This window comes from uncultured Arthrobacter sp., from assembly GCF_947495145.1.
Taxonomy (GTDB): Bacteria; Actinomycetota; Actinomycetes; order Actinomycetales; family Micrococcaceae; genus Arthrobacter_D.
The window spans coordinates 19,996-43,207 of record NZ_CANLXP010000005.1; the positions used below are offsets into that span (position 1 = coordinate 19,996).

26 protein-coding genes are annotated in these 23,212 nt (G+C 64.1%); 9 read left to right on the forward strand and 17 right to left on the reverse strand.

Annotated features, from left to right (window positions below; all coding sequences use genetic code 11):
* Positions 1 to 72: 72 nt before the first annotated feature.
* Positions 73 to 792, reverse strand: coding sequence for an EAL domain-containing protein (locus Q0877_RS05060; RefSeq protein WP_299166235.1), 720 nt, complete (start codon positions 790 to 792; stop codon positions 73 to 75).
* 179 nt (positions 793 to 971) lie between these two features.
* Complete coding sequence (locus tag Q0877_RS05065; protein ID WP_299166236.1) at positions 972 to 1,841, reverse strand: helix-turn-helix transcriptional regulator; 870 nt, start codon at positions 1,839 to 1,841, stop codon at positions 972 to 974.
* Between the two features lie 251 nt (positions 1,842 to 2,092).
* Here Q0877_RS05065 and Q0877_RS05070 point away from each other — a divergent pair, with 251 nt between their 5' ends.
* The 4 genes from Q0877_RS05070 (at position 2,093) to Q0877_RS05085 (ending at position 4,399) form a co-directional block, all read left to right on the forward strand.
* Positions 2,093 to 2,428, forward strand: a complete 336-nt coding sequence (locus Q0877_RS05070; RefSeq protein WP_299166237.1) for an aldo/keto reductase — start codon at positions 2,093 to 2,095, stop codon at positions 2,426 to 2,428.
* Between the two features lie 77 nt (positions 2,429 to 2,505).
* A complete protein-coding gene (locus Q0877_RS05075; protein ID WP_299166238.1) occupies positions 2,506 to 3,549 on the forward strand; it encodes an NAD(P)-dependent alcohol dehydrogenase in 1,044 nt (347 codons plus the stop codon).
* 135 nt (positions 3,550 to 3,684) lie between these two features.
* Positions 3,685 to 4,029, forward strand: coding sequence for a PadR family transcriptional regulator (locus Q0877_RS05080; protein WP_299166239.1), 345 nt, complete (start codon positions 3,685 to 3,687; stop codon positions 4,027 to 4,029).
* A gap of 13 nt (positions 4,030 to 4,042) precedes the next feature.
* Positions 4,043 to 4,399: a hypothetical protein gene (locus Q0877_RS05085; RefSeq protein WP_299166240.1), complete on the forward strand. Its 357-nt coding sequence runs from the start codon at positions 4,043 to 4,045 to the stop codon at positions 4,397 to 4,399.
* A 106-nt stretch (positions 4,400 to 4,505) separates the two neighbouring features.
* On the opposite strand, the gene Q0877_RS05090 is transcribed toward Q0877_RS05085, so the two are convergent.
* Together Q0877_RS05090 and Q0877_RS05095 are read right to left on the reverse strand one after the other, a co-directional pair.
* Positions 4,506 to 5,858: a permease prefix domain 1-containing protein gene (locus tag Q0877_RS05090; protein WP_299166241.1), complete on the reverse strand. Its 1,353-nt coding sequence runs from the start codon at positions 5,856 to 5,858 to the stop codon at positions 4,506 to 4,508.
* Positions 5,858 to 6,220, reverse strand: coding sequence for a PadR family transcriptional regulator (locus Q0877_RS05095; protein WP_299166242.1), 363 nt, complete (start codon positions 6,218 to 6,220; stop codon positions 5,858 to 5,860). The genes Q0877_RS05090 and Q0877_RS05095 overlap by 1 nt, the downstream gene beginning before the upstream one ends.
* 131 nt (positions 6,221 to 6,351) lie before the next feature.
* Here Q0877_RS05095 and Q0877_RS05100 point away from each other — a divergent pair, with 131 nt between their 5' ends.
* Positions 6,352 to 6,555, forward strand: coding sequence for a hypothetical protein (locus tag Q0877_RS05100; RefSeq protein WP_299166243.1), 204 nt, complete (start codon positions 6,352 to 6,354; stop codon positions 6,553 to 6,555).
* A 40-nt stretch (positions 6,556 to 6,595) separates the two neighbouring features.
* Here the strand turns inward: Q0877_RS05100 and Q0877_RS05105 are convergent, their stop codons facing one another.
* The 7 genes from Q0877_RS05105 to Q0877_RS05135 form a co-directional block, all read right to left on the reverse strand.
* Positions 6,596 to 7,609, reverse strand: coding sequence for a pirin family protein (locus Q0877_RS05105; RefSeq protein ID WP_299166244.1), 1,014 nt, complete (start codon positions 7,607 to 7,609; stop codon positions 6,596 to 6,598).
* A 70-nt stretch (positions 7,610 to 7,679) separates the two neighbouring features.
* Complete coding sequence (gene rbsD / locus Q0877_RS05110) at positions 7,680 to 8,063, reverse strand: D-ribose pyranase (protein ID WP_299166245.1); 384 nt, start codon at positions 8,061 to 8,063, stop codon at positions 7,680 to 7,682.
* Positions 8,060 to 9,025 carry a ribokinase gene (locus tag Q0877_RS05115; RefSeq protein WP_299166246.1) on the reverse strand — a complete coding sequence of 322 codons (966 nt, stop codon included), beginning with the start codon at positions 9,023 to 9,025 and terminating at the stop codon, positions 8,060 to 8,062. The genes rbsD and Q0877_RS05115 overlap by 4 nt, the downstream gene beginning before the upstream one ends.
* Positions 9,022 to 9,966 carry a substrate-binding domain-containing protein gene (locus Q0877_RS05120; protein ID WP_299166248.1) on the reverse strand — a complete coding sequence of 315 codons (945 nt, stop codon included), beginning with the start codon at positions 9,964 to 9,966 and terminating at the stop codon, positions 9,022 to 9,024. The genes Q0877_RS05115 and Q0877_RS05120 overlap by 4 nt, the downstream gene beginning before the upstream one ends.
* Positions 9,967 to 10,022: 56 nt before the next feature.
* On the reverse strand, positions 10,023 to 11,006 hold the full coding sequence (locus tag Q0877_RS05125; RefSeq protein WP_299166250.1) for an ABC transporter permease: 984 nt from the start codon (positions 11,004 to 11,006) through the stop codon (positions 10,023 to 10,025).
* Positions 10,999 to 12,564, reverse strand: coding sequence for a sugar ABC transporter ATP-binding protein (locus Q0877_RS05130; RefSeq protein WP_367182128.1), 1,566 nt, complete (start codon positions 12,562 to 12,564; stop codon positions 10,999 to 11,001). The genes Q0877_RS05125 and Q0877_RS05130 overlap by 8 nt, the downstream gene beginning before the upstream one ends.
* Entirely contained in the window at positions 12,561 to 13,574 is a 1,014-nt protein-coding gene (locus Q0877_RS05135) for a LacI family DNA-binding transcriptional regulator (RefSeq protein ID WP_299166251.1), read from the reverse strand. Before Q0877_RS05135 ends, Q0877_RS05130 begins: the two co-directional genes overlap by 4 nt.
* Before the next feature lie 211 nt (positions 13,575 to 13,785).
* On the opposite strand from Q0877_RS05135, the gene gdhA reads away from it, so the two are divergent.
* Positions 13,786 to 15,126, forward strand: a complete 1,341-nt coding sequence (gdhA, locus tag Q0877_RS05140; RefSeq protein ID WP_299166253.1) for an NADP-specific glutamate dehydrogenase — start codon at positions 13,786 to 13,788, stop codon at positions 15,124 to 15,126.
* A gap of 77 nt (positions 15,127 to 15,203) precedes the next feature.
* Here gdhA and Q0877_RS05145 read toward each other — a convergent pair whose 3' ends face one another.
* Positions 15,204 to 16,277 (reverse strand): Ldh family oxidoreductase, encoded by a 1,074-nt coding sequence (locus tag Q0877_RS05145; protein ID WP_299166254.1) that lies wholly within the window; start codon positions 16,275 to 16,277, stop codon positions 15,204 to 15,206.
* A 77-nt stretch (positions 16,278 to 16,354) separates the two neighbouring features.
* Positions 16,355 to 17,299 carry an AraC family transcriptional regulator gene (locus Q0877_RS05150; RefSeq protein WP_299166255.1) on the reverse strand — a complete coding sequence of 315 codons (945 nt, stop codon included), beginning with the start codon at positions 17,297 to 17,299 and terminating at the stop codon, positions 16,355 to 16,357.
* 82 nt (positions 17,300 to 17,381) lie between these two features.
* On the opposite strand from Q0877_RS05150, the gene Q0877_RS05155 reads away from it, so the two are divergent.
* The gene (locus Q0877_RS05155; protein WP_299166256.1) at positions 17,382 to 17,855 is read left to right on the forward strand and encodes a DUF1772 domain-containing protein; all 474 of its coding nucleotides are present in this window, start codon (positions 17,382 to 17,384) and stop codon (positions 17,853 to 17,855) included.
* Between the two features lie 70 nt (positions 17,856 to 17,925).
* Positions 17,926 to 18,333 (forward strand): RidA family protein, encoded by a 408-nt coding sequence (locus tag Q0877_RS05160; protein ID WP_299166257.1) that lies wholly within the window; start codon positions 17,926 to 17,928, stop codon positions 18,331 to 18,333.
* Between the two features lie 27 nt (positions 18,334 to 18,360).
* Here the strand turns inward: Q0877_RS05160 and Q0877_RS05165 are convergent, their stop codons facing one another.
* The 3 genes from Q0877_RS05165 to Q0877_RS05175 form a co-directional block, all read right to left on the reverse strand.
* Entirely contained in the window at positions 18,361 to 19,203 is an 843-nt protein-coding gene (locus Q0877_RS05165; protein WP_299166258.1) for a PhzF family phenazine biosynthesis protein, read from the reverse strand.
* A gap of 71 nt (positions 19,204 to 19,274) precedes the next feature.
* A complete protein-coding gene (locus Q0877_RS05170; RefSeq protein ID WP_299166259.1) occupies positions 19,275 to 19,838 on the reverse strand; it encodes a dihydrofolate reductase family protein in 564 nt (187 codons plus the stop codon).
* Between the two features lie 100 nt (positions 19,839 to 19,938).
* On the reverse strand, positions 19,939 to 20,880 hold the full coding sequence (locus Q0877_RS05175) for a DMT family transporter (protein ID WP_299166260.1): 942 nt from the start codon (positions 20,878 to 20,880) through the stop codon (positions 19,939 to 19,941).
* Here Q0877_RS05175 and Q0877_RS05180 point away from each other — a divergent pair.
* Positions 20,879 to 22,279 (forward strand): PLP-dependent aminotransferase family protein, encoded by a 1,401-nt coding sequence (locus Q0877_RS05180; RefSeq protein ID WP_299166262.1) that lies wholly within the window; start codon positions 20,879 to 20,881, stop codon positions 22,277 to 22,279. The two genes, Q0877_RS05175 and Q0877_RS05180, sit on opposite strands and share 2 nt — an antisense overlap.
* A 51-nt stretch (positions 22,280 to 22,330) precedes the next feature.
* On the opposite strand, the gene Q0877_RS05185 is transcribed toward Q0877_RS05180, so the two are convergent.
* The gene (locus tag Q0877_RS05185; RefSeq protein ID WP_299166264.1) at positions 22,331 to 23,209 is read right to left on the reverse strand and encodes a YgcG family protein; all 879 of its coding nucleotides are present in this window, start codon (positions 23,207 to 23,209) and stop codon (positions 22,331 to 22,333) included.
* Positions 23,210 to 23,212 lie beyond the last annotated feature (3 nt).

Here is a 23,212-nt window from a genome sequence, read left to right on the forward strand (position 1 = left end):
CGCGGCGGCACTGGGTGGGAACCTTTTCCGCGTGCCCACCCGCTCCTCGCCTTAGCAGTTGGTCATCCGCGCTTACCCGACGAAAGCGTTAGTGCCAGGAGTTGACCCGGAATGTACCTGCGGCAGTTCCTCGAATGCCGGCTTCGCGAACCAATATCCCTGGAACAGGCGGATGCCTCCCGCCTTCAAATACCGGAATTCCGCCTCGGTCTCGACACCTTCTGCGAGCACCGTGATGCCGAGTTCCCCGGCGATTCCTACGATGCCATTGACGACAGCCTGGCGAGCTGGGCTGTTATCGACTCCCCGGACGAGCTTCATATCGATCTTGATCAGGTCGGGCTGGAACTCGACCAGGAGCCCCAATCCTGCATGCCCGGCACCGAAGTCGTCGATCGCAGTGGTGAAACCGTGCCTGCGGTACTCGGTGATGATGTTTGTGAGGTGTGCGGTGTCCGTAACCTCCTCGTTTTCCGTGAATTCGAACATGATTGACGACGTCGGAAAACTGTATTGCTCGGCTGCGCGCAGGGTTGCTCGTAGGCATGCGGACGGTTCGTAGACTGCCTTCGGCATGAAATTGATCGACAGTTTCAAATGTTCGTCCGCGGGGAAGAGTCGCGATGCCAGCTCTATCGCCTTGACGCGGCAGTCCTGGTCAAAGCGGTACTTCTGAAGCGGAGTGATTCTCGACAGGACGTCAAAAGCGCTTTCGCCGGACAAGCCCCTGACCAGCGCCTCATACCCCCATATGCGATCGTCAACCGCGTCATAGATTGGTTGGAAGGCCATGCTGAAATCGAAGTCGAGTTTCAATGACGTCGCGCAGCCATCGCATGCCATGCGGAATGCCCCCTCAGGTAGGAATCGTCGCCGTCCGCGTCGAAGCGCGCCGGATCCGTTCTTCGTCTGGCAGGCACAGGTTCCTACCTTGACGTCAAGCCTTCAGGTTACGTCAGGGTGCTTTGAACTCAGGCGTTCTGCGTGCTCCAACTGGCCAGGAAGTCGAGTGCTTCCGCTGAGGGGCTGGCTGGTTCAACGGTGTAGGTAACGATGGTCAGCCCGGGGTCTCCCGGAAGGACCAGCGCCTCGCCTGTGACCTCGAACTCGCCGACCACCGGGTGGCGCAGCGTCTTGGTGGCGGTGTTGTGGAACTTGACGTTGTGCGACGCCCACCAGGTCCGGAATTCCTCACTGCGGGTGGACAGCTCGCCCACCAGGTCGGTCAGCCCGCGGTCGTAGGGGTTTGAACCTGCTTCGAGGCGCAGGGCAGCGACCGAGTCCCGGCCGATCCTCTCCCACTCCACGAAGAATTCACGCGACCGCGGGTCGAGGAAGGTGTAACGGGCGAGATTGAACACCGTCTCGCCATCCGGGTAGGCGTCCGAGAAGAGGGCGCGGCCCAGGCGATTGGAGGCAACGACGTCGAACCGGGCGTTGCGCACATACGCCGGCGCGTTGATGGTGTCGAGAATGCGAAGAACGCCCTCCCGCACTCCGGTGCGGGCAGAGCTGCGCGACCGGGTGCCCGGTCCCGGCCTGGCTACGCGTATCGGGCTCTTGGCAGCGCTGGCCAGGTTGAAGAGGTGGCCTCGCTCCGCTTCGTCCAGTTGGAGTGCCCGCGCAAGGGAGTCCAGTACGACGTCGGAAACACCGCTCAGGTTCCCGCGCTCCAGCCGGGTGTAATAGTCAGTGCTCATGCCGGCCAGCATCGCAACTTCCTCGCGGCGCAGTCCTTTGACCCGGCGTCGTCCTCCGTAATAGGGAATTGAGGCCTGCTCAGGGGTGAGCCGCTCGCGACGGGTGGTGAGGAAGGCACGCACTTCGTCACGGTTTTCCATGTCTTCTACGGTACGACGACGGTACGTGCGTAGGGAGGGTCTGGCAGTACCGGGAAATACCGTCACTCCCGCGCAGGCGGGCGAGCGTGTTTGCTGGATAGCAATTGCTTCAAGACTTGAAATTCGAAGAAGGTATTCATGCCCAGCTCTATCCCTGACCTCACGCTCAATAACGGCGTCAAGATTCCCTGCCCGCCGTAAACCAAATCGAGACCCACCCGTTCTTCCAGCGTGCCGCTGATCAGGAGACCATGCGGGCGAAGGGAGTCCAGCACCAGTCCTGGGGGCCGTTTGCCGAGGGGCGCAACAATCTCTTCGCCGATCCGGTACTCTCGGACATCGGCGCCGCCCACGGCAAGTCCGTGGCACAGGTGGTGCTGCGCTGGCTGATCCAACGGGACGTCGTCGTTATTCCGAAGTCGGTGCGCCCGGAGCGTATGGCGGAGAATATCGATGTCTTCGACTTTGCGCTCACGGACGACCAGCTGAACCGCATTGCCGGGATGGACGCCGGATCGAGCCTGTTCTTCGACCACCGCGACCCGGCGATGGTCAGCATGATTGGAACCCGCCGCATTCACGACTGAGCCGCACCACATCCCAGGGCCATTCGGCCACGAACACCACTCAGTACCTGCACCACCAACGATCTACAGGAGCTTTCATGCCCACATCAATTTCCGCCTACGCTGCTCCCTCGGCCACCGAGGACCTCGTCCCTACCACCATCGAACGCCGGGATGTCGGACCGCATGACGTCCTGATTGACATCAAGTTTGCGGGCATTTGCCACTCGGACATCCATACGGTCCGCGGTGACTGGGGCCCCCAGCAGTTCCCACTGGCACCCGGGCACGAGATCGCCGGAATCGTCACCGAGGTTGGATCCGAGGTGACCAAGCATGCTGTCGGTGACCGCGTGGGAGTCGGCTGCATGGTCAACTCCTGCCGGGAATGCAAGAACTGCCTGGCCGGCGAGGAGCAGTACTGCCTCAAGGGCAACGTGGGTACCTACGGCGCCGTGGACCGCGACGGAACCATCACCCAGGGTGGCTACTCCACTCATGTTGTGGTGACCGAGGACTTCGTTGTCCGCATTCCCGAGGGCATCGAGCTCGACGCCGCCGCACCGCTGCTGTGCGCAGGCATCACCACCTTTTCACCCTTGCGGCACTGGGGTGCCGGTCCGGGGAAGAAGGTTGCCGTCGTCGGGCTTGGCGGGCTCGGCCACATGGCCGTCAAGCTGGCCCACGCCATGGGTGCAGAAGTGACGGTTCTGTCCCAGTCGCTGAAGAAGCAGGAGGACGGGCTGCGTCTCGGCGCGGATGCGTACTACGCGACCAGCGACGAGAACACCTTTACGGAGCTTGCGGGTTCCTTCGACCTGATTATCAACACGGTCAGTGCGTCACTGGACATCAGTGCGTACCTCGGACTGTTGAGCCTCGACGGCGCGCTGGTCAACGTCGGCGCTCCGGCGGAGCCGCTCCCCGTCCAGGCGTTTGCCCTCATCGGTGGGCGCCGGTCCTTTGCCGGATCGATGATCGGCGGAATCCGCGAGACTCAGGAGATGCTCGACTTCTGCGCGGAGCACAAGCTCGGGGCCGAGATTGAGGTCATTCCGGCGGACAAGATCAATGACGCTTACGAGCGCGTGCTGGCATCGGATGTGCGGTACCGCTTCGTCATCGACACCTCAACGCTGTAGCAGTCCCGGCATCAGCAGGCGGTCCGCTCGAGCATTCATCGCTCGGCCGGGCCGCCTTTCGTTTGAGGCAACGGAAGCGATCGGAAATACACTCAATAGGTAGAGAATCTATCTAGTATCCCTTACTGTCTAAATATGGAGAGACGGCAATGGCGCAATGAACTCGCCAGGGGAACACTTTCTTTCGCCGCGCTGTCGGTCCTTTCGCACGAGGAAGTGCACGGCTATGAGCTTCTGATTCGTCTTCGTGAATGCGGATTCGGCCATATCAAGGGAGGGGTGATGTACCCCATCCTTGCGCGACTGGAGAGTGAGGGACTGGTTTCCCACGCCTGGGACACGACAAACCCCGGTCCGGCCCGGAAGATCCTTCGATTGACACCTGAGGGGCAGGCGGAGCTCGCAGAAGCGCGGAGGGCCTGGCAGGAAATCATCACAAACATGGACAGACTGAGCGAGGGGCGGGGAGATGAGGTTTGATTTTGAGAGCCGAATGAGGGCTGAACTGGTGAACCGTGGCGCTTCTCAGGAACAGATTCGCAGTGCTGTCGCTGGGGTCAAGGAGTTTGGCCTGGATGACGACGGGTTGGTTCGTGAATTTGGTGAGCCAGAAGATTATGCACGTCACCTAACGCCGGACGGCAAGCCAACGCAGCGGTATGGCTTCATAGTCACTGGACTGATTCTGGGCCTTGCAGTCTGGTTCGGTATACGGGTGGCCGCCGAGGCGGGCGCGACGGCGCTTGAACCTGTGGCGCCATTCAGCTCGCTCCTCGGATTACTGGTCATGGGCCTTGGCGTACTCGCGGAATTTCTCCGCTATAGCCGGGGCGGTAGGTCAGCGGTGTGACAAGCGACCGAATGACCTACGTTTGACCTACACAACCGAACCAATGCAGGAGGAACCCGGGAAACTGCCGGAGCCACGCCGCCACCCTCCTAGATAAAACCCGAGCTCAGATGAACCCGAACAGCGGCGGAAAAATCACGACGACGACGGCGGCCCACGCGCCATAAACCGGCAAGTACTGCGTCTGCCAGTTTTCGAGCTGCCTGAACGGGCGCCGTCCCCGCAGGAACCCGACGGTCAGCCACGCGGCCCTCACCAGGTGCACCAACAGCAGGAGGTTCAGCCCGAGCGCGGCTATCTTGTTCGGGCTGAAGCCGAACTCGGCGATCCGAGTGAGCATCGCAGTCAACATCACCGCGTCGACTGCGATCGCCGCTACGACCAGGACGAGCTGCAGGACGTCGAAGATGCCGGGCCGGGCGAGGGAATCCCGCGCAGAGATCGAATACAGCAAGAGGGACAGCACCAGAATCAGGATTGCGTCCATAAGAATGAGCAGTTCGCGGTCAACGTTCACCAGGCCACCTGCGGCAGCAATGACGCCCAGGAGCGCCAGCAGCATCACGATGGTCAGCGGCGTGAAGATGCGCGTGAGAACGGGTGCGATGTTCTCGACCACGTTCTGCTTGGCCTCCACAAGCCAGGCGGCAACAACGAGCGCGCCGGGGACGGCGAATGGCAGAATCCATTCCGCGAGGACGGGTTCGAAATCGGTCCCGATGAGTGCAAAGGCGCCGATCGTGAGCCCGGTGAGCACGGCGCCGCCAAACGCGATCAGGGTGTAATAAATCGCGAATTCACCGGTGAAGCGGACGAAATCCATCCGGCGGCGGTCCGACCGCCATCGTCCGCCAACGTACGCGAGTCCCGCCAACAGCCACAGCACAATGGGCGCATGCAGAACCGCGAGTAACTCGGTGGAGCCGCCCGGGGAGAACTGGTACACGTTGAGCACAAGAGCGAGGACAACGAACGGAATCAGCAGCGCGGCGCCCACATACGCAGTGAGCTGCCGCTTCCATGCGAAATAGCCGATCAGGAAGGGGAAAACGAGCAGACCGAGGTTCCTCGCGAAGACGTTCTCATTCTCGATCAGCGAGAAGCCGACCTTCACCGCGATGCCCGCACCGACCGCGAGAGCGAGAACTACTGCCAGCTCGCGCCAGGGAGGGGCGCCGTCGTCGTCGTTTAGTGTTTCCGGAAGGAGGACGAGCTGCTTCCACAGTCGGTCCGAGTGCTCACGCGCAAATTCCTGCGAGACGGCGTCAAGGTTGCCGAGGCGCTTGATGGCAACGAGGAAGGCCTCCTCATCATCAAGGCCGGTGGCCTGACGCTCGGCGATCTGTTCGCGGAGGTGGTCTTCGAGCTCGTCGACGTCGGCGGGGGAGATGGCCTGGCGACGCTGGACGAAGCTGCGCCACCGGTCGATCTGCGCCTCCAGCTCAGCATGCGCTGCCATCACGCCCACCCCTCCGTCACGGCCGGCGGTCTGGGTGCGCTGTGCCAGACCTGACGGAGCGCGTCGGCGACGACGGTCCACTGCTGCTGGCGGTCGGCGAGAGCTTCCCGGCCGGTCTGCGTGATTGCGTAATGCTTACGACGGCGGCCGGCCTCCGAAGTGCCCCACGTTGCGTTGACGTAGCCGAGCCGCTCCAGCCTGTGCAGGAGTGGATAGAGCATGCCATCCGTCCACTGCATGTTGCCGCCGGACAACTCGCCGACGCGTTTGAGGATGGCGTACCCGTAGAGGTCGCCCTCGGCCAGGATGCCCAGGACGAGCGGGGTGGCGGAGGCCGCCACAAGGTCTTTGTCGATTCGCACTGCTGCTCCACATACCTAGAGGTGTTAGGTGAAAGAACCATAGCGCAGCAAGCATAGTAGCGCTAGGTATGTTGCCTGCCGGGTCAGCGCGCCTACGGTGGAAGCCCATACCGATTCGTCAGGGGTGCATCGTGGCAGAGCTTCGCATCGAGCAGTGGTGGGTCTTGCTGGACACCACCCACAAGGAATGGTTCCGGGAGAATTCGAGGGCTACCGACATTGACCCGGACGCCGCGAAGGCCGTGCGGGAAGCGGGCGGGCCGGACCTGAGCGGATCAACCTTGTCCTCGCAGGACTGGGACTTCATTGAGATCCAATCGGAGTTCGTCGACTGAACCTCCCGGGCAGAAGTTAGTGCGACGCCGGCATGTCGCCTCAGCCGCGCGGGCGCAACTGAACTGCCGGCATCGTCGGTGCGGGCAGCGGGGCCGGCTGCTCCGCAGGGTAGGGGCCGAAGCGCGGGTAGGGGGCGCCGTCGTCATACGTGCCGTTGGCAGGAGCGCTGGCTGGCTCCATGCCGATTTCGGCCTGCCACGCAGCGCGGTACGCGACAACCTCTTCGTGGGAGCGCCCGACGAAGTTCCACCACATCACGATCCGCTCGCCCAGCGGTTCACCGCCGATCAGGATGAGCCGCACCGGATCCTCGCCGGCCTCCATCCGGAGGGTCCTTTGGCCAATCGGCAGGTAGGCCAGATGATTCACGGCTACCGGTGACCCGTTGAGGGTCAGATCGCCGGTATCCAGCAAGACGCCGTGCTCGAAGGCGGGATCCAGTTGCAGCTCCAGTTGGGCACCGGACTCCAAATTGACCTCGGCTGCCAGCAGCGGCGGCGTGTACGTTTCGACCGGCGAGGTGGAACCCGCCAGGGAGCCGACGAACACGCGGAGCACTGTTCCGTTTCCGGTGATGGGCTCGGGTTCGTAGTGCTCGAAGGTGGGCGGCATGTTGCGGGTTGCATCGGGCAGGGCGTACCAGAGCTGCACGCCGTGGAGGAGTGAGGTGTCGGGGGTGGAGAATTCCTGATGCGAGATTCCGCGCCCAGCGATCATAAGGTTGACCGCTCCCGGGCGCACCAGCGTGTCGGCGCCGGAGGAATCGAGATGGCTGATTCCGCCGGTGAAGAGAAGGCTCACGGTGGCCAGGCCGGTGTGCGGGTGCCGCGCTACCCTCATGCCGCCCGAGTCGGACACTGGGTCCGGCCCGTAGTGGTCGAGAAAACACCATGATCCGATCAGGCTGCGCTGGCGTTGGGGAAGGGTCCGGCGTACAGTCATCGCCCGAGGTCCACCCAGCGGCACATCCCGAGGGGCCAGTAGCTCAGCAGTAACGGGAGCGGGGTTCTCCCCGCACAACATCTCCTGCGGGTGCACATCCAGATTGGTCATCACAGTCCTCTGCAACAGGTGACGGATGGAACGGATGAGTGAAATCTAGCAGGATGCGTCGGCTGAGTCGCTAGAACGTCACCCCGCAGCGCAGCGCGACGTTCGCGAACGACGTTGCCTCGCCCGTCCGGATGATGAGCCGCGCTTCATCGAGCATGGCCTTCAACTCCTCATGGCTCACAAACTCGGGGGAGAGACCCTCGCCGCGTACGGCGTTCTCGACGACGGTACCGGATGCTTCCGTGGCGATGATCGATCCCTCAACCTCTATGTCGGCCAACACCGCGCGAAGCACCTCGGAGAACGCCGGTGTGCCTTTCACGAGCGCGAGGTCGACGACAGCGGCAGAGTTTGGAAGCGGCATGCCGCAGTCCGTGATCAACACCAGATGTCCGTGCCCCAGCGTGCTAAGCCGGGCGTTGATGGGGCCGTTCAGTATCCCGTTCTTTTTCAAGCCTGGGCTCCTTGCGGGGATGCAGCCTCGGGGAGGGCATCGGTCAACGATGGGTAGGACGGCTGCGCACCCTCGGCGCCGACCGCGAACGCACCGACTCGCACGGCGACGGTAACGGCCTCGGGCAACGCATCTCCAGCAACCAGTCGGGCAGCCAGTGCACCCACGAACGCGTCACCCGCTCCGGTCGTATCGACGACGGCCACCGACGGCGCAGGAGCCTCGAGCACTCCGGAGGAGTCAGCGAGCAGCGCGCCGGCGCCACCCAGCGTCATCACCACGGAGGAGAAGCCGCACTCAAGCAGCGCACGGGCAGTCTCAGCATGATCGGACGCGGCTGAGTCCAACGGCGCGGAAGCGCCAGTCAGCTGCTCCAGCACCAGCGCTCCCTCGTGCTCGTTGACCACCAGCGGATCAGCACGCAGCAGCGTCTCCCGGTCCAGTTCAATCACCGGCGCGAGGTTAATCAGCACTCGAGTGTGCCGAGCAGAAAGCGTAATCGCAACTGCTGCCGCAACCGAAGCGGCAGGAATTTCGCCCTGCAGAACCAGTACACCGGCGTCGGCGATTCGATCCGCAGCGGAGGCAACCAGCGCCGGCGTCACTTCGCCGTTCGCGCCGGGGATGACGACGATGGTGTTCTCACCGGCGTCGTCGACCTCCACGATGGCGACGCCGGTCGTCGTCCCGACACGCCTCACGCCGCCTGTGTTGACGCCGGCGGACCGCAGGCCGGAGAGCGCGACATCGGTGTAGGCGTCCTGCCCCACTGCACCGATCATCGTGGTGGGCGCACCGAGCTTCGCCGCAGCTACGGCCTGGTTAGCGCCCTTGCCGCCGGGCATCACCTTCATGGTCCGGCCCAGCAGGGTCTCGCCCGGCTGGGGATGGCGTTCCAGTGTTACTACGAGGTCAGCGTTAATGGACCCTACGACGACGACGCCCGGCGGCTGTGTGCTCATTCGGTGAATTCACCAACATTCTCGGAGTTCACGGTGGTGACCGGAACGGGGATGGTCTCTTCAACGGTTTCGCCGGCGAGGAGCTGCTCGAGAACCTCGACGGAGCGCTTGCCGAGCTCGGCGGGCTGCTGTGCGATGGTGGCGGTCATGGTGCCTTCCTCGATGGCTGTGAGGCCGTCTTCGGTGCCGTCGAAGCCGACAACCGCGACTTCGGAACCTGCGCGGTCGCCGAGAGCCTGGATCGCGCCAAGTGCCATTTCGTCGTTCTCGGCGAAGATGCCGGTGACGTCGGGGTTGGCCTGCAGGAGGTTGGTGGCAACGTTGAGGGCTTCGGCGCGGTCGAAGTTGGCGGTCTGCATGGCCACGACCTCGATATTCGGGTATGCGGCGATGCCCTCTTCGAAGCCGGCACCGCGGTCACGGCTGGCGGAGGTTCCGGCGACGCCCTGGAGGACGATTACCTTGCCCTCTTCGCCCATGGCCTTGGCCAGCTCGTCGGCTGCCTGTTGGCCGCCGGCAACGTTGTCGCTGGAGACGAGCGAGCCGACCTCTGCACCGTTGACGGCGCGGTCCACGGCGACGACCGGGATGTCACCGTCGATCAGCGGGGCAACAGCGGCTGCGGCAGCGTCGGAGTCGACCGGGTTGATGATGACGCCGTCAGTTCCGCTGGTCGCCGCGGTGGCGAGCTGGTTGGTCTGCGTGGCGGAGTCGTTCTGCGCGTCGACTACTTCAAGCTCGATGCCGGCTTCTTCCGCGGCGGCTTCGGCTCCGTCACGCAGCTCGACGAAGAACGGGTTGTTCAGGGTGGACAGCGCGAGGGTGGCGGACGCCGATCCCTCGGCACCTTCTTCGCCGCCGCGGTTGCAAGCGGTCGCGGAGAACGCGAGCGCCAGCGACATGGTGAGTACTGCTGCCTTACGGGGTGCGGAGAACTTCATTGTTGTTTCCTTACTGTATTGATCGAACGGATCAGCGGACGTATTGAGTTGTAGATCTAGTGGGGCTGGTTCTTGCGCCGCAGGGAGTCGATTCCGACGGCCACCGCTATCACCAGGCCGATGACCACCTGCTGCCAGAAGGAGGAGACATTGAGCAGGTTGAGGCCGTTGCGGATCACCACGAGCACCAGCGCACCGACCAGCGTGCCGCTGATGCGGCCGATACCGCCGGCGAGTGAAGCGCCACCGATGACGACGGCGGCAATTGCGTCGAGCTCGTAGCCAACCGCTGCCTGCGGCTGCGCTGAGTCAAGACGGCCGGACAGCAGGAGCCCGGCGAGACCGGCGAAGAGGCCGGAGAGCGCGAACACGGTCACGAGGACCTTGCGGACGGGAACACCGGAGAGCCGCGCTGCTTCCTTGTTACCGCCGACGGCGTACATGTAGCGGCCCATCACGGTGAAGTTGAGGATGAAGGCCGCGACCAGGCCGGCGACAACGAGGACGATGATCGGCATGGGGATGACACCGAGATCACCGCCGAGGAAGGAAACCTCGGGTGCGGTGCCGATGGGCCGTCCTTCGGAGATGACCAGAGTGAGTCCGCGGGCAATGCTGAGCATCGCGAGTGTTGCGATAAAGGAGGGGAGCCTGCCGTACGCGACGGCGAAACCGCTGACGGCGCCGCTGAGGGCACCGATGGCAAGGCCGCCGATCAGCGCGATCCAGCCGGGCATCGACCCCTGGGAGAAGATCCACGCCGACCCCATCGCGGAGAGCGCTGCAACGGATCCCACGGAGAGGTCGATTCCCGCGGCCACGATCACGAAGGTCAGACCGAAGGCGAGCACCGCGATCACGGACGCCTGGATGCCGATGTTCAGCAGGTTGGGACCGGTGAGGAAGTCCGGCGTTGCGATGAACAGCGCCAGGCCGAGGACAAACAGGCCCACCAGCGCTCCGTTGTCGGCAAGGAACCTGCCTATCTGTGAGCCGCCGCGCGCCTTCTTCGGCGCCGCCGCGGTTGCAACCTTATTCATGACCGTCCTCCATCAGCTTGTCTTCAAGATCGCGCTGTACATCGCGCACCGCCAGCGTCATCACGGCGTCCTGCGTGGCATTGTCGGCGCTCAATTCTCCGGAAATATGTCCACCGCTCATCACGAGCACCCGGTCGCTCATGCCGAGCACTTCGGGCAATTCACTCGACACCATGACGACAGCGCCCCCGGCAGCCGTAATCGCATTCATCAGTTCGTAGATTTCGACCTTTGCGCCGACATCTACGCCGCGGGTCGGCTCATCCAGCAGCAGCACCGACGAGTTCGCGACGATCCACCGCGCGAACACCGTCTTCTGCTGGTTGCCGCCGGACAGCGAACCGACCACCTGGTCGAGGTTGTGCATGCGAATGCGCAGCTTGTCGGCCACGTCCTCTGCCCGTTTGCGCTGGCCGGTGCGGTCCACGAGTCCAGTCTTTGCCGTCGTCGAGAGCGTCGCGTAGCCGATGTTCTCGTTGACCGGTGCGCCAAGGACCAGCCCGTGCGCCTTCCGGTCTTCCGGAACATGCCCGACGCCGGCACGGATGGCCGCGCCGACGCTGGACTTGGGCAGCTGCCTGCCGCGGACGCGGACCGAGCCGCTGGCGTAGGGATCGACGCCGGCAATTGCGCGGATGACTTCGGTGCGGCCCGCGCCCACCAGGCCGGCCAGTCCGACGATCTCGCCGGCCTTCACCGAGAATGAGACGTTGTTAATCATGCCCTTGGTGGATAGTCCTTCCACTTCAAGGAGCGTGTCCGCCGGACCGTCGTACTCGCGGCGGCGTGGGAACTGCTGCTCGATGGAGCGGCCGACCATGAGTCGGACGAGCTCGTCCTCGTGGGTGTCTGCAGGAACCTCGGCGACGAATTCGCCGTCGCGCAGCACCGAAACCGAGTCGCCGATGGCGGCGATCTCGTCCAGGTGGTGGGAGATGAAGACCATGCCCACACCGCGCTCGCGGAGGTCCTGGACCACTGAGAACAGGGCGGAAATCTCGCGCTTGGTGAGTGCCGCCGTCGGCTCGTCGAGGATCAGCATGCGCGCATTGAGGCTGAGTGCCTTGGCGATCTCCACCAGCTGCTGGCGGGCGATTCCGAGCTCACCGACCTTGTGGTCCACATCGATGTCGAGGCCGATCATGCCCAGGGCTTTCTTCGCGACTTCGCGCATCTTCCGTCGGTCCACAAGACCGAAGCGGCGCGGGAACCGGCCCATGCAGATGTTCTCGGCAACGGTCATTGAACCCACGAGGTTCAGTTCCTGGTGGATGGTGGCGATGCCGAGTGCTTCGGAGGCGTTGGTGTCCGGCAGGCGTGCTTCCTTACCGTCCACGAGGATGCGTCCGCCATCGGGTTGGTAGACGCCCGCCATCATTTTGATGAGCGTGGATTTTCCGGCGCCGTTCTCTCCCAGGAGCACCTGCACCTTGCCGGGGTAGACGTTGACGGTCACACCTTTGATGACCGCCACGGGCCCGAAGGATTTGGTGACGTTGTCCAACGTCAGGATGGGATTGTCGGTCCCTGCAATACCGTTCATGGTGCTATCGATCACGGTGTTCGGCCTCCTGGAAGGGATGGGGTGGATCCGCGGACAATGAGGCGGCTGGGTAGGATCACCGATTCGGGGGTTTCACCTGCGATGACCTGGGTGAGGAGGTCAACAGCGAGGCGGCCCATGGCGTTGACGTCGTGGGCGATCACGGTGAGCGCCGGATTGATCAGGCTGAAGGCCTCAATATCGTCGTAGGCGACGAAAGCGAGGTCCGAACCGATGGCCAAACCGCGTTCGTTGCAGACACCGATGGCCCCGATGCTCATCAGGCTGTCCGCTGCGAGCAGCGCAGTCGGCGGGTGGGGGAGTTCCAGCAGGTGGTGGGCGCCGGCGGCACCACTGGCGGCCTGGAAGTCACCGAAGAAGATGAGGTCGGCGTCGTCGTCGGCATTTGTGTCCGCGAGCGCGGACTGGAAGGCGGCGAGGCGTTCCCTGCCTGTGGAGGTGGACTGCGGGCCGGCGATGTAACCGATGCGGCGATGTCCCAGATTGGTCAGGTGGCGGACGGCTTCCTGGACGCCGGTGACGTTGTCGGGGGTCACGCTGGGAACCGTGGTGTCGGAGATGACACGGTCCACGAATACGGTGGGCACGCCGCTGTCCAGGACGGCTTGCAGATCGGCAAGATTCCCCTGGGGTGCGGCGATGAGGCCGTCGACGCGCTGGGTCAGCATGATGTCGAAGTAACGGTCCTGCTGTTCGGCGTCCTCGTTGGCGTTGCCGAAGAGCGTGAGGTACTTGAAGTCGCGGGCGCGTTGTTCAACGGCGTGGGCAAGGTCTGCGAAGAAGGGATTGCGTACGTCGGGCAGGACCAGGCCGATTGTTTGGGTGCTGGTCTTACGGAGTGAGCGCGCCTGCGCATTGGGACGGAAGCCGAGTGCAGTGGCGGCATTGTTGACAGCGCTGCGGGCCACTTCGGAAGTGGAAGGATGACCCGAGAGTACGCGGGACGCGGTGGCGACGGATACGCCTGCCAGGTCGGCGACGTTCCTGATCGTCACTGATCGCATCTGTGCTTCTCCTGATTTTCCAGACACCCATGTAATCGTTTCCATGGAATCGATTACAAACTATGGCATGGATCACGAACGATGGTCAACAGCAGTCGGGAAGCGGAATGCAAGCTGACTATGTTGACCGTTCACATGGAGGAAACATTCGGAGGGCGCTTTCCTGCGGCGCTATCCTTGCCCGGTACCTCTGCAGCGATAGGAGAGTCGAATGGACTCGACAATAGAAGCAATCCGCAACGACGTTGTGCGCCGGAACCCGGGCGAGACTGAGTTTCACCAGGCCGCGGACGAGGTTTTCGATTCCCTCGGCCCGGTGCTGAAGAAGCACCCTGAGTTTGTACAGGCATCGATCCTCGAGCGGATCTGCGAGCCCGAGCGGCAGATCATTTTCCGCGTGCCGTGGGTCGACGACGAGGGCAAGGTCCGAATCAACCGCGGCTTCCGCGTCGAGTTCAACTCCGCACTGGGCCCCTACAAGGGCGGGCTCCGCTTCCACCCCTCGGTGTATCTCGGAATCGTCAAGTTCCTCGGCTTCGAGCAGATCTTCAAGAACGCGCTGACAGGCATGCCGATCGGCGGCGGCAAGGGCGGATCCGATTTTGACCCCCGCGGCCGCAGCGACGGCGAGGTCATGCGTTTCTGCCAGTCATTCATGACCGAGCTCTACCGGCACATCGGTGAGTACACCGACGTACCTGCAGGCGACATCGGCGTGGGCACCCGCGAGATCGGCTACATGTTCGGCCAGTACAAGCGGATCACCAACCGCTACGAGTCCGGCGTCCTGACCGGCAAAGGCACCGGTTGGGGGGGCTCGCTGGTTCGCCCGGAGGCAACCGGATTCGGTGCGGTGTTGTTCGCCAAGGAGATGCTCGCTACGCGCAACCTCGGATTCGAGGGGCAGCGTGTTGTCGTCTCCGGTTCAGGCAACGTAGCCCTGCACGCAATCGCCAAGGCCCAGTCCTTCGGCGCGAACGTCATCACCTGTTCCGACTCCTCCGGTTACGTCATCGAGGAGCAGGGTATCGACGTCGAGCTGCTGCGCGACATCAAGGAAAACCAGCGCGGCCGCGTCAGTGATTACGCTGAGCAGCGCGGTTCCGGAGCGGTGTTCGTCGAAGGCGGTTCGATCTGGGACGTGGAAGCCAGTGTCGCGCTGCCCTGCGCCACCCAGAACGAACTGGACGACGTCGCCGCCAAGCGATTGCTTTCGCGTGGCCTGATCGCCGTGGCCGAGGGCGCCAACATGCCGAGCACCCCCGAGGCGATTGAGCTGTTCCAGGACGCGAAGATCCTCTTCGGCCCGGGCAAGGCGGCCAACGCCGGCGGTGTTGCAACCTCCGCGCTCGAGATGCAGCAGAATGCCAGCCGCGACGCGTGGTCCTTCGAGCACACCGAGCGTCGGCTCGAGGACATCATGGCCAACATCCATGAGCGCTGCGCCACCACAGCTGACGAGTACGGACTGCCGGGCAACTACGTGGCCGGTGCCAATATCGCCGGTTTCGTGCAGGTCGCCAACGCGATGCTGGCGCTCGGGGTCGTCTAACAAAGCGTTTCGGTCGAAATCCTCAATATCGCGCGTTGTTCCCGCGGTATTGAGGATTTCCCTTTATCCGGCGTTCCTCAGAGGTGGAACGGTGCCTCGTTCTGCGCGCAGATCTCGCGGATGTGCCCAACCAGCCCGTCACTGAGCGGGATACCCGACTCGAGCCGTTCCGCCCGGACCGTCCGCTCGATATCCCCGGGGACCAGCACCGGGCGGTCCGGTGACGCCGGCGGCTCGGCACGAAGCAGATCGACGATCTGCGAAACGGATGCCGCGAACTGCTCCGGCTCACCGAAGAACCCGGGATCAATCGCCAGACAGAAGTGCCCGATGTCATTCGGATCCGACGGTTCCCGCAGCGGCGCGAAGGTGGCTCCGGCCAGCGCTCCGGCCAGAATCTGGACCATTACCGCGAGCCCGTAGCCCTTGTGGCTGGAGAGCGATTCCGTGCCGCCCAGCGGGCTTAATCCGCCCTCCTGCTGGTCCCGCAGCTGACTGTAACCGGCGTGGGAATCGGTGACCGGTTCGCCGGCGCCGTCGAGCACCCAGCCCGCGGGCAGGGGCTTGTCGAGGTAGTCATACACCTTCACCTTGTTCATCGCGACGGTGCTGGTGGACATGTCGAGCAGAAAGGGCTCCGCCGGATTGGAGCTGGGCGCGGCGAACGCCAGCGGGTTGGTTCCGAGCACAGGCCGTGAGCCGCGAGTGGGAACTACGGTCTTGGTGGGAGTCGTCGACGTAACCAGCCCAATCTGGCCGGAGTCGACGGCGATACGGGCGTAGTAACCCGCCGCACCGAAGTGGTGGGACCGCCGGACTGTCACCACCCCGACGCCGGTTTCCCGTGCCTTTGCGCTGGCGAGCTTCATCGCCGTCACCATGGTCGAGTGTCCCAGATTGTGACCGCCATCGACGACGGCGGTCGAAGGACCCTCACGCTCGATGACCGACTCGGCGCCGGTGTCGAGTTTGCCCGCGTCGATCAGCCGCTGATACATCGGCAGCATCGAAATTCCATGCGAGTCGGTGCCGATCAGATCGGTATCGACCATCACCTCCGCGGTGATCTCCGCCCGCTCCGCCGTCATGCCCCACGCCTCCAGGATCGCCAGGATCTGCTTCCGGATGGTATCTGCCGCGTACTGGTTCATCGGTACCTCTCGTTCCAAATCTCGACCTGCTTGCGTCTACGGATAAGACTAGGCGGGCGGGCCAAGGACTGTGTCGCTTACGCCGGCGCAGCGTATTTACGACGCCGGTACTCGGTCGGGCTCACCCCGAACCGACGCTTGAACGCAGTACTCAGCGCGAACGGACTGCCGTAACCGATCTCGCCCGCAATTCGTGCGGTGGTGCGGTGCGGGTCTGCGAGCAATTCGCTGGCCAGCAGCATGCGCCAGTTGGTCAGGTACGTCATGGGCGGCTCACCGACAACTGTACGAAAGCGGGCGGCGAGGGTAGCCCTCGAGACGTTCAACCGGCCGGCCAGCGCGTCCAGCGTCCACGGCTCGGCGGGCAGTTCATGCAGCAGTTCAAGCGCCTGCCCGACGACGGTGTCGGCACTGGCCGCCAGCCACCCTGTAGCCCGCTCAGGATGCGCAGCGGTCCATGCGCGCACGCATTGCACCAGCAGCACGTCCAGCATCCGATCGATCACGCTGCCCTGCCCCGGCGCATCCGTCGCCACCTCAGCAGCCAGAAACTGCACCAGTGCTGCATTCACCGTGCCGGCAGGAACGACGGCGGTGCGTGGCAAGGCGGCCGTCACCGCTGATCCAATCTCGGCGTCGGATTCGTAGGCGCCGATCAGCATGGTGGTCTGCCCGGATACAGTATTTCCCCACGTCCTTATGCCGCGGGTCATGCTCAGTTCGACCGGTTCACCTTTGATAGTTCTACATTCTTGGCCAGGGAAAATGACCACGTTCGGCTCCCGTCCAGGCTCGTCCGTCACCACGTAGGGCTTCGGCCCGCGAACGAGCGCAATATCGCCCACACCGAGAGCGAACGAATTCCCGTCAGCTTCGAGCCACGCCAGTCCGCTCAGTACAGCCATCACCGTCAACGGCGCTTCATCCCGCACACCAAGGGACCAGGGCGGGCTCATCTCTACCCGGAGCGCGAAGGCGCGCCGGGCGTGCGGACCGTCGAGGAAGTGCGTCAGGGGATCCATGGCTCTGATATTAGACGATCACATATGAATTCTCTCTCACCAGCTATGGGAAGTCCGGGTAACTAGGCCCATGCTTAGGTGCATGACTACCCCTGACTTCTTCGAAACCGTAGCCACCACTACAGCGGCAGTGTGTGCCGGGGCAACTGGCGGAGTGTATGTTGCGTTCTCCGCCATGGTGATGCCGGTGCTCGACCGCCGTGCAGGATCGGAGGCCGTCGGCGCCATGCAACGCATCAACGTCCTTGCAGTCCGTCCGCCGTTCATGGGGATCTTCTTCGGCGGTGCCGTTGCCTCCGTAGTTGCAGGGCTGACCGCCGGGACAACCGACGCCCAGGGTCTGGTGCGAGTGGCAGGAGCGGTGCTGGTCCTCGCCAGTTTCGGTGTGACGATTGCCGTCAACGTCCCGCTCAACAACAGGCTTGCCCGAGTGTCCGATCCAATCAACCCGGACGTCTGGCGAGCATTCGCCGGTCCCTGGACCCGCGCGAACACTGTTCGGGGAGTACTGGCGCTCGCCGGTGCAGCTGCGCTCGCAGGTTCCCTTGCGCGATGAGTTGTGGGTGGCCGGACCGGAGAATACAGATTCGGCTCGTCACCGCCTCCAACTCCGTAAGGTGAACGTCATGCAATCGAACGAAACCATCAAACAGATCAACGCCGACGGGCTGAAGCCTCCCCGCGGGAAGTACAGCCACGTCGCCATTGCCCACGGCACGGCCTATATCTCCGGACAGCTGCCGGTGAACAGCGAAGGCAAGCCGGTCACCTCCGAAAGCTTCGCGGTTCAAGCCAAACAGACGCTGAGCAACCTCGACGCCTGCCTGGCATCTGCGGGACTCAGTCGGACCGACCTCGTTCAGGTGAGGGTGTACCTGACGGACATGGCGGACTGGAAAGAGTTCGACGAAATCTATGGTGAGTGGATCGGCCCCCACCGCCCGGCGCGAGCCGTCGCAGGGGTGAGCGCGCTCAATCACAGCGCAGCCATCGAAATGGAAGCCACCGCCGTCGTGAGTACGGTCAACCAGTAGCTCAGCCACAGCCGGCGCCGACAAAGATCAGATCTCGGCGGTGCCCCGGAAGCACGTTGTCGTTGCGCCGCCCACCCAGACTGTGCCGTCGTCGTCAGCGGTGATGGTGATGTCTCCTGCCCTGCCCAACCGGGAACCCTGCGACACCCGATAGGTGCCCGGCATCGCACCGGAGCCGGTCAGCCACTGGCCCACTGAAGCGTTCATGCTTCCGCAGACCGGGTCCTCGACGATGCCGACGCCGGGTGCGAAGGTTCGCATCTCGTAGGCGTGCTCGGAGCCTTCGGGATAGGCGCCGATTGCACCGATCATCGCCGTCGGGATCTGCGAGAGGTCAGGCTCAAGGTCAAGAACCTCCTGCGCGGAGGACAGCCGGATGACCGACCAGCCCGGTCCGTTGTCCACCCACTGATGCGAGAGGACCTGGTCCTCACGAATGCCGAACGCGGCGACGATCTGCGCCAGGTATTCATCCTCTAGGTCGCCGGTTCGCTGGACTGGGGGAGCAGCGAATGACAGGATGCCGTCGCCGCGCCGGACGTTGATCAGCCCTGCGGTGCACTCCTGCACAACCCGGCCATCGCGCTGTGGAGTACCTCCGCCTTCGAGCCAGGCGTGGGCTGAGCCGAGGGTCGGGTGTCCGGCGAACGGCAGCTCGCCGCCCGGGGTAAAGATCCGCACCCGGTAGTCCGCACCGGGCTGAGTGGGCGGCAGCAGAAACGTCGTCTCGGACAGATTGGTCCACCGCGCCACGCGCTGCATCGCGTCGTCGTCGAGCCCCTCCCCATCCAGTACGACGGCGACAGGGTTGCCCAGGTACGGAATCGGAGAGAACACATCAACCTGGGCGAAGGGACGGGAGGAAGTCATGCGAGGAAGTCTGTCAGGAGTGCGCGAAGGAGACCAGCCCGGGGCCGGGATCCGGCGGAGCAGAAAGGACGCTAACGGTCGTTCGTATAGCGAAGCAGCACCACACCGTTACCGAACGTCCTGGTCTCCTCAAGCTTGAGATTCAGCTGGACGCGGGGGTCCTCGAAGAGCGGCCGGCCTTCCCCCAGCACTACCGGATGGACGCAGATCTGGTACTCATCGACCAGGCCGAGCCGCAGAAAGCTGGCGGCGAGGTTGGCGCCGCCCAAGGCGATGTCGCCGCCAACCTGCGACTTCAGTTCGGCAATTTGTTCAGGCACGACGTCGGAGATCACCGTTGTGTTCCCGCCCGCCTCAGAGAGGGTCCGCGAGAACACATACTTGGGTGCATCCCGCCAGATTCCGGCAAACTCCACCTCCGGCTCGGAGGCATCCGGATTCTGGTCAGCCGTGGGCCAGTACTCCGCCATCAACTCATGGGTGATGCGTCCGTCGAAGAATCCCGCCATTTTGCGGCACTGCTCGTTGAAGTAGCTGTGAAGCTCCTCGTCCACCCGGTGCCAGCTGATGTCCCGGTCGAGACCCTCGAAGTATCCATCCAGGGAAACCGACATCATGAGGATGATCTTGTTCATTCAGGGACCTCCGGGGGCAGCGGGAGGCGGCAAGGGCCGTCGTCGTACTGTCCAGTGAAGCACTTCGCGGTCTTTCGGAACAGGGACTTTCGGTTCCTCTTCAGGCAGCTTTGGCGGTCTTCTCCCGAGTGGCGGCGCGCGTCCGGACTGCAACCCCCGCACAGAGAACGACGGCGAGACCTCCGACAACGGTCGGCCACGTCAGGTGCTCCCCGAGCAGGATCGCGGCCCAGGCGATAGTCAGGACGGGCTGAACGAGTTGGATCTGGCTTACCCGGGTCATCGGCCCGATCGCCAGGCCACGGTACCAGGCGAAGAAGCCGAGGAACATACTGACCACCCCGAGATAGCCGAAAGCTGCCCACTGCACCGCTGACGCCGCGGGAGGCTGTTCGACCACGGCGATAGCAGTCAGCAGAACCATGAGGGGAGCGGCCACAACGAGCGCCCAGGAGATTACCTGCCAGGATCCCATCTCGCGGGCCAGCAGGCCGCCTTCGGCGTATCCGACAGCACCGGCCCCCACAGCACCAAGCAGGAGAAGGTCCGGCCAGCTGAAGCTACCTAGTCCGCCGGACGTGAAGGCGGCGAAAGCAACCGTGACCGCCGCACCGACGCCGCTCATGATCCAGAAAATTAGCGGCGGGCGTTCGTGCCCGCGGAGGACAGCCGCCGTCGCTGTCGCCGCTGGCAGTAGAGCGGTGACGACGGCGGCATGGCTCGCCGGCACGGCGGTGAGGGCGTAGGAGGTCAGGACGGGGAAGCCCACCACTACGCCGCCTGCGATGATCGCAAGCCGTGCCCACTGGATTCCGCGGGGGAGCCGTTGGCGGGTGAGACCCAGCGCGAGGGCGGCGAGTAGCGCGGCCAGCACCGCACGGCCGGAGCCGATGAACAGTGGCGACATCCCGTCGACCGCCACCTTGGTGAACGGGACCGTGAAGGAGAACGCTGCGACGCCGAGAAGCCCCCACCAGATTCCGGCTGTGCGGTGGGGTAGCGGTGCGGCGGGGAGAAGAGTAGCGCTACTATTGCTGTACATGAACAACGATAGCAGTTCCCGAATCGCTGCTGCATTGAGTGACTGGATTTCCGGTGCTGCTCCGGGCTCTCGCCTGCCCTCCACGCGGGCGCTCGTCGCCGAACACCGCGTCAGCCCGGTAACGGTGCAGAAAGCGCTGCACATTCTCACTGCCCGCGGGTTGGTGGAGAGCCGTCCCGGATCGGGAACCTTTGTGCGGTCAGTCCGAACCGCCCGACCGGCCGATTATGGGTGGCAGACAGCCGCGCTGCGGTCGCCCAAAGCGCCGCGGCACGGCTTGCCGACCACCTTGCGTGACATCCCGGGTGACGTTATCGCCTTCCACTCCGGCTACCCGGACTCGGAGCTGTTGCCGGTCCGAGCGGTTCGGGCGGCGCTGGCGCGGGCAGCGCGCAGCGACGCAGCGCTGTCGCGCCCGTCGGCCGCAGGGCTTCCTGAACTGCGATCGTGGTTCGCCCAGGAGCTGCGGGCCGCGACGCCGGCGAGTATCACTCCACCGACGCCCAGCGACGTCGTGGTGTTGCCCGGCAGCCAGAGCGGATTGAGCGCCATCTTCCGCGCGTTGGCCGGCAGCGGGCAGCCCGTTCTGATGGAATCGCCCACCTATTGGGGCGCCATTCTGGCTGCGACACAGGCAGGCGCCACCATCATCCCGGTCCCCACCGGCGCCGGCGGCCCGGATACCGAAGCACTGGCGCGGGCCTTCGAGGAAACAGGTGCGCGCCTGTTCTACGCCCAGCCCAATTACGCCAACCCCACCGGTGCACAGTGGGACGCCGAATGCCGCGAACAGGTGCTGGAGATCGTCCGCACGCATGGCGCGTTCCTTGTTGAGGATGACTGGGCCCACGACTTCGGGATCAACACCAGTCCGGCTCCCGTCGCGGCGCAGGACGACTCCGGTCACGTCGTTTATCTGCGCTCGCTGACCAAGAGCGTTTCACCGTCCATCCGGGTGGCTGCCGTGATCGCACGGGGTCCCGCGCGGGAGCGGATTCTCGCGGACCAGGGTGCCGAATCGATGTATGTCAGTGGCCTTCTCCAGGCTGCGGCGCTGGACGTCGTCACTCAACCGGCCTGGCAGACCCATCTCCGCGGGCTCCGGCACCAGCTCCAATCCCGCCGCGACCTGCTGCTCACCAGCGTGCGCCAGCATGCACCTCACGCGCATATCGACCACGTGCCCAAGGGTGGGCTGAACCTCTGGGCGCGGCTGTCGGACGGTACCGACGTCGAACAGTTGGCGCGCGACTGTGAGTCCAACGGCGTCGTCATCGCTCCCGGAAATGAATGGTTTCCTGCGGAACCGGCGGGTCCTTTCATCCGGCTGAATTACGCCGGGCCCAACCCGAGTGCTTTCCCGGAGGGCGTAAGCATTCTCGGACGCCTGCTGGCGTAGCAGAGCGGCCAGCGGCTTCCTTCTGCAGCCGTCTAGTAGCTCCCGGACGCGCTAATAGCTCCCGGATGCCCCGCCGCCGGTGAATCCGCCGCCGCTGTTGAAGGACGAACCGCTCGATGTGTCCCCACTGACGCCGCCCGAATACAGTGCGGGATTGGCGATGTAAAGGGGCAGCCAGAGAGCAGGGTTAGTGACGGCGTCGTCCTTGCGGTGGCTGTAGCGGTACTTCCGGTAGGCATCGCGCTGCTCTTCGGTGAGGCGGAAGTCCGGGTCATTCTCCTCAGCAGCGCGGATCTCTTCGTCAGTGATACGACGGCGGCGGCGGGAGTCGCGTACGACGAAGGCGACGATGATTCCCACGATCGCAAGGAAACCGCCGATGATTGCGACGGGCAGCACCCATGCAAAGGGATCTTCGGGCGGCTCCTGCCCGTCGGCATAGAGGTAGATCTGGTCGACGGCGTCGCTGAGGCCCTCGGCGTACTCCTCATCTCCAAACGCAGGTTCGAGCACGTCTTCGATGACGTCCGCGGCCTCGTCGTCAGAGAACTGCTCCCGGACGCCGTCGGCGGTCTCGATGCGCAGTTCCCGCTCGGCGGTGTCGGCGACCACGAGGACACCGTTGTTCGCGCCGTCGTCGCCTACGCCCCACTCCGTGGCTACCGTGCGGGCATAGTCCTCAATCGACCCGTCGGCGTTCTCGACAGTGAGGACGGCAACCCGGGCAGATTCAGTGCTGCGGTTCCGATTCTCGATGAGCGCGTTGAGGTCCCGCTCCTGCTGGTCGGTGAGTACGTCGGCGGAATCCAGGACATTTCCCGACGTCGGCGGCGCAGGGATTCCTGTAGGCTCGCCGCTGCAACCGGTCAGCACAAGCAACAGTATTGCCGTAGCTCCTGCAGTCCGCCCAGCTGTTCGGATGGTCGTCATGGG

What these genes read in the sequence shown, in the direction of transcription:
- Q0877_RS05060 (WP_299166235.1), bottom strand. Translation starts at nt 792, where the DNA reads ATGGCCTTCCAACCAATCTATGACGCGGTTGACGATCGCATATGGGGG.
- Q0877_RS05065 (WP_299166236.1), bottom strand. Translation starts at nt 1,841, where the DNA reads ATGGAAAACCGTGACGAAGTGCGTGCCTTCCTCACCACCCGTCGCGAG.
- Q0877_RS05070 (WP_299166237.1), top strand. Translation starts at nt 2,093, where the DNA reads ATGCGGGCGAAGGGAGTCCAGCACCAGTCCTGGGGGCCGTTTGCCGAG.
- Q0877_RS05075 (WP_299166238.1), top strand. Translation starts at nt 2,506, where the DNA reads ATGCCCACATCAATTTCCGCCTACGCTGCTCCCTCGGCCACCGAGGAC.
- Q0877_RS05080 (WP_299166239.1), top strand. Translation starts at nt 3,685, where the DNA reads ATGGAGAGACGGCAATGGCGCAATGAACTCGCCAGGGGAACACTTTCT.
- Q0877_RS05085 (WP_299166240.1), top strand. Translation starts at nt 4,043, where the DNA reads ATGAGGGCTGAACTGGTGAACCGTGGCGCTTCTCAGGAACAGATTCGC.
- Q0877_RS05090 (WP_299166241.1), bottom strand. Translation starts at nt 5,858, where the DNA reads ATGGCAGCGCATGCTGAGCTGGAGGCGCAGATCGACCGGTGGCGCAGC.
- Q0877_RS05105 (WP_299166244.1), bottom strand. Translation starts at nt 7,609, where the DNA reads ATGACCAATCTGGATGTGCACCCGCAGGAGATGTTGTGCGGGGAGAAC.
- Q0877_RS05115 (WP_299166246.1), bottom strand. Translation starts at nt 9,025, where the DNA reads ATGAGCACACAGCCGCCGGGCGTCGTCGTCGTAGGGTCCATTAACGCT.
- Q0877_RS05120 (WP_299166248.1), bottom strand. Translation starts at nt 9,966, where the DNA reads ATGAAGTTCTCCGCACCCCGTAAGGCAGCAGTACTCACCATGTCGCTG.
- Q0877_RS05125 (WP_299166250.1), bottom strand. Translation starts at nt 11,006, where the DNA reads ATGAATAAGGTTGCAACCGCGGCGGCGCCGAAGAAGGCGCGCGGCGGC.
- Q0877_RS05135 (WP_299166251.1), bottom strand. Translation starts at nt 13,574, where the DNA reads ATGCGATCAGTGACGATCAGGAACGTCGCCGACCTGGCAGGCGTATCC.
- gdhA (WP_299166253.1), top strand. Translation starts at nt 13,786, where the DNA reads ATGGACTCGACAATAGAAGCAATCCGCAACGACGTTGTGCGCCGGAAC.
- Q0877_RS05145 (WP_299166254.1), bottom strand. Translation starts at nt 16,277, where the DNA reads ATGAACCAGTACGCGGCAGATACCATCCGGAAGCAGATCCTGGCGATC.
- Q0877_RS05150 (WP_299166255.1), bottom strand. Translation starts at nt 17,299, where the DNA reads ATGGATCCCCTGACGCACTTCCTCGACGGTCCGCACGCCCGGCGCGCC.
- Q0877_RS05155 (WP_299166256.1), top strand. Translation starts at nt 17,382, where the DNA reads ATGACTACCCCTGACTTCTTCGAAACCGTAGCCACCACTACAGCGGCA.
- Q0877_RS05160 (WP_299166257.1), top strand. Translation starts at nt 17,926, where the DNA reads ATGCAATCGAACGAAACCATCAAACAGATCAACGCCGACGGGCTGAAG.
- Q0877_RS05165 (WP_299166258.1), bottom strand. Translation starts at nt 19,203, where the DNA reads ATGACTTCCTCCCGTCCCTTCGCCCAGGTTGATGTGTTCTCTCCGATT.
- Q0877_RS05170 (WP_299166259.1), bottom strand. Translation starts at nt 19,838, where the DNA reads ATGAACAAGATCATCCTCATGATGTCGGTTTCCCTGGATGGATACTTC.
- Q0877_RS05180 (WP_299166262.1), top strand. Translation starts at nt 20,879, where the DNA reads ATGAACAACGATAGCAGTTCCCGAATCGCTGCTGCATTGAGTGACTGG.
- Q0877_RS05175 (WP_299166260.1), bottom strand. Translation starts at nt 20,880, where the DNA reads ATGTACAGCAATAGTAGCGCTACTCTTCTCCCCGCCGCACCGCTACCC.
- Q0877_RS05185 (WP_299166264.1), bottom strand. Translation starts at nt 23,209, where the DNA reads ATGACGACCATCCGAACAGCTGGGCGGACTGCAGGAGCTACGGCAATA.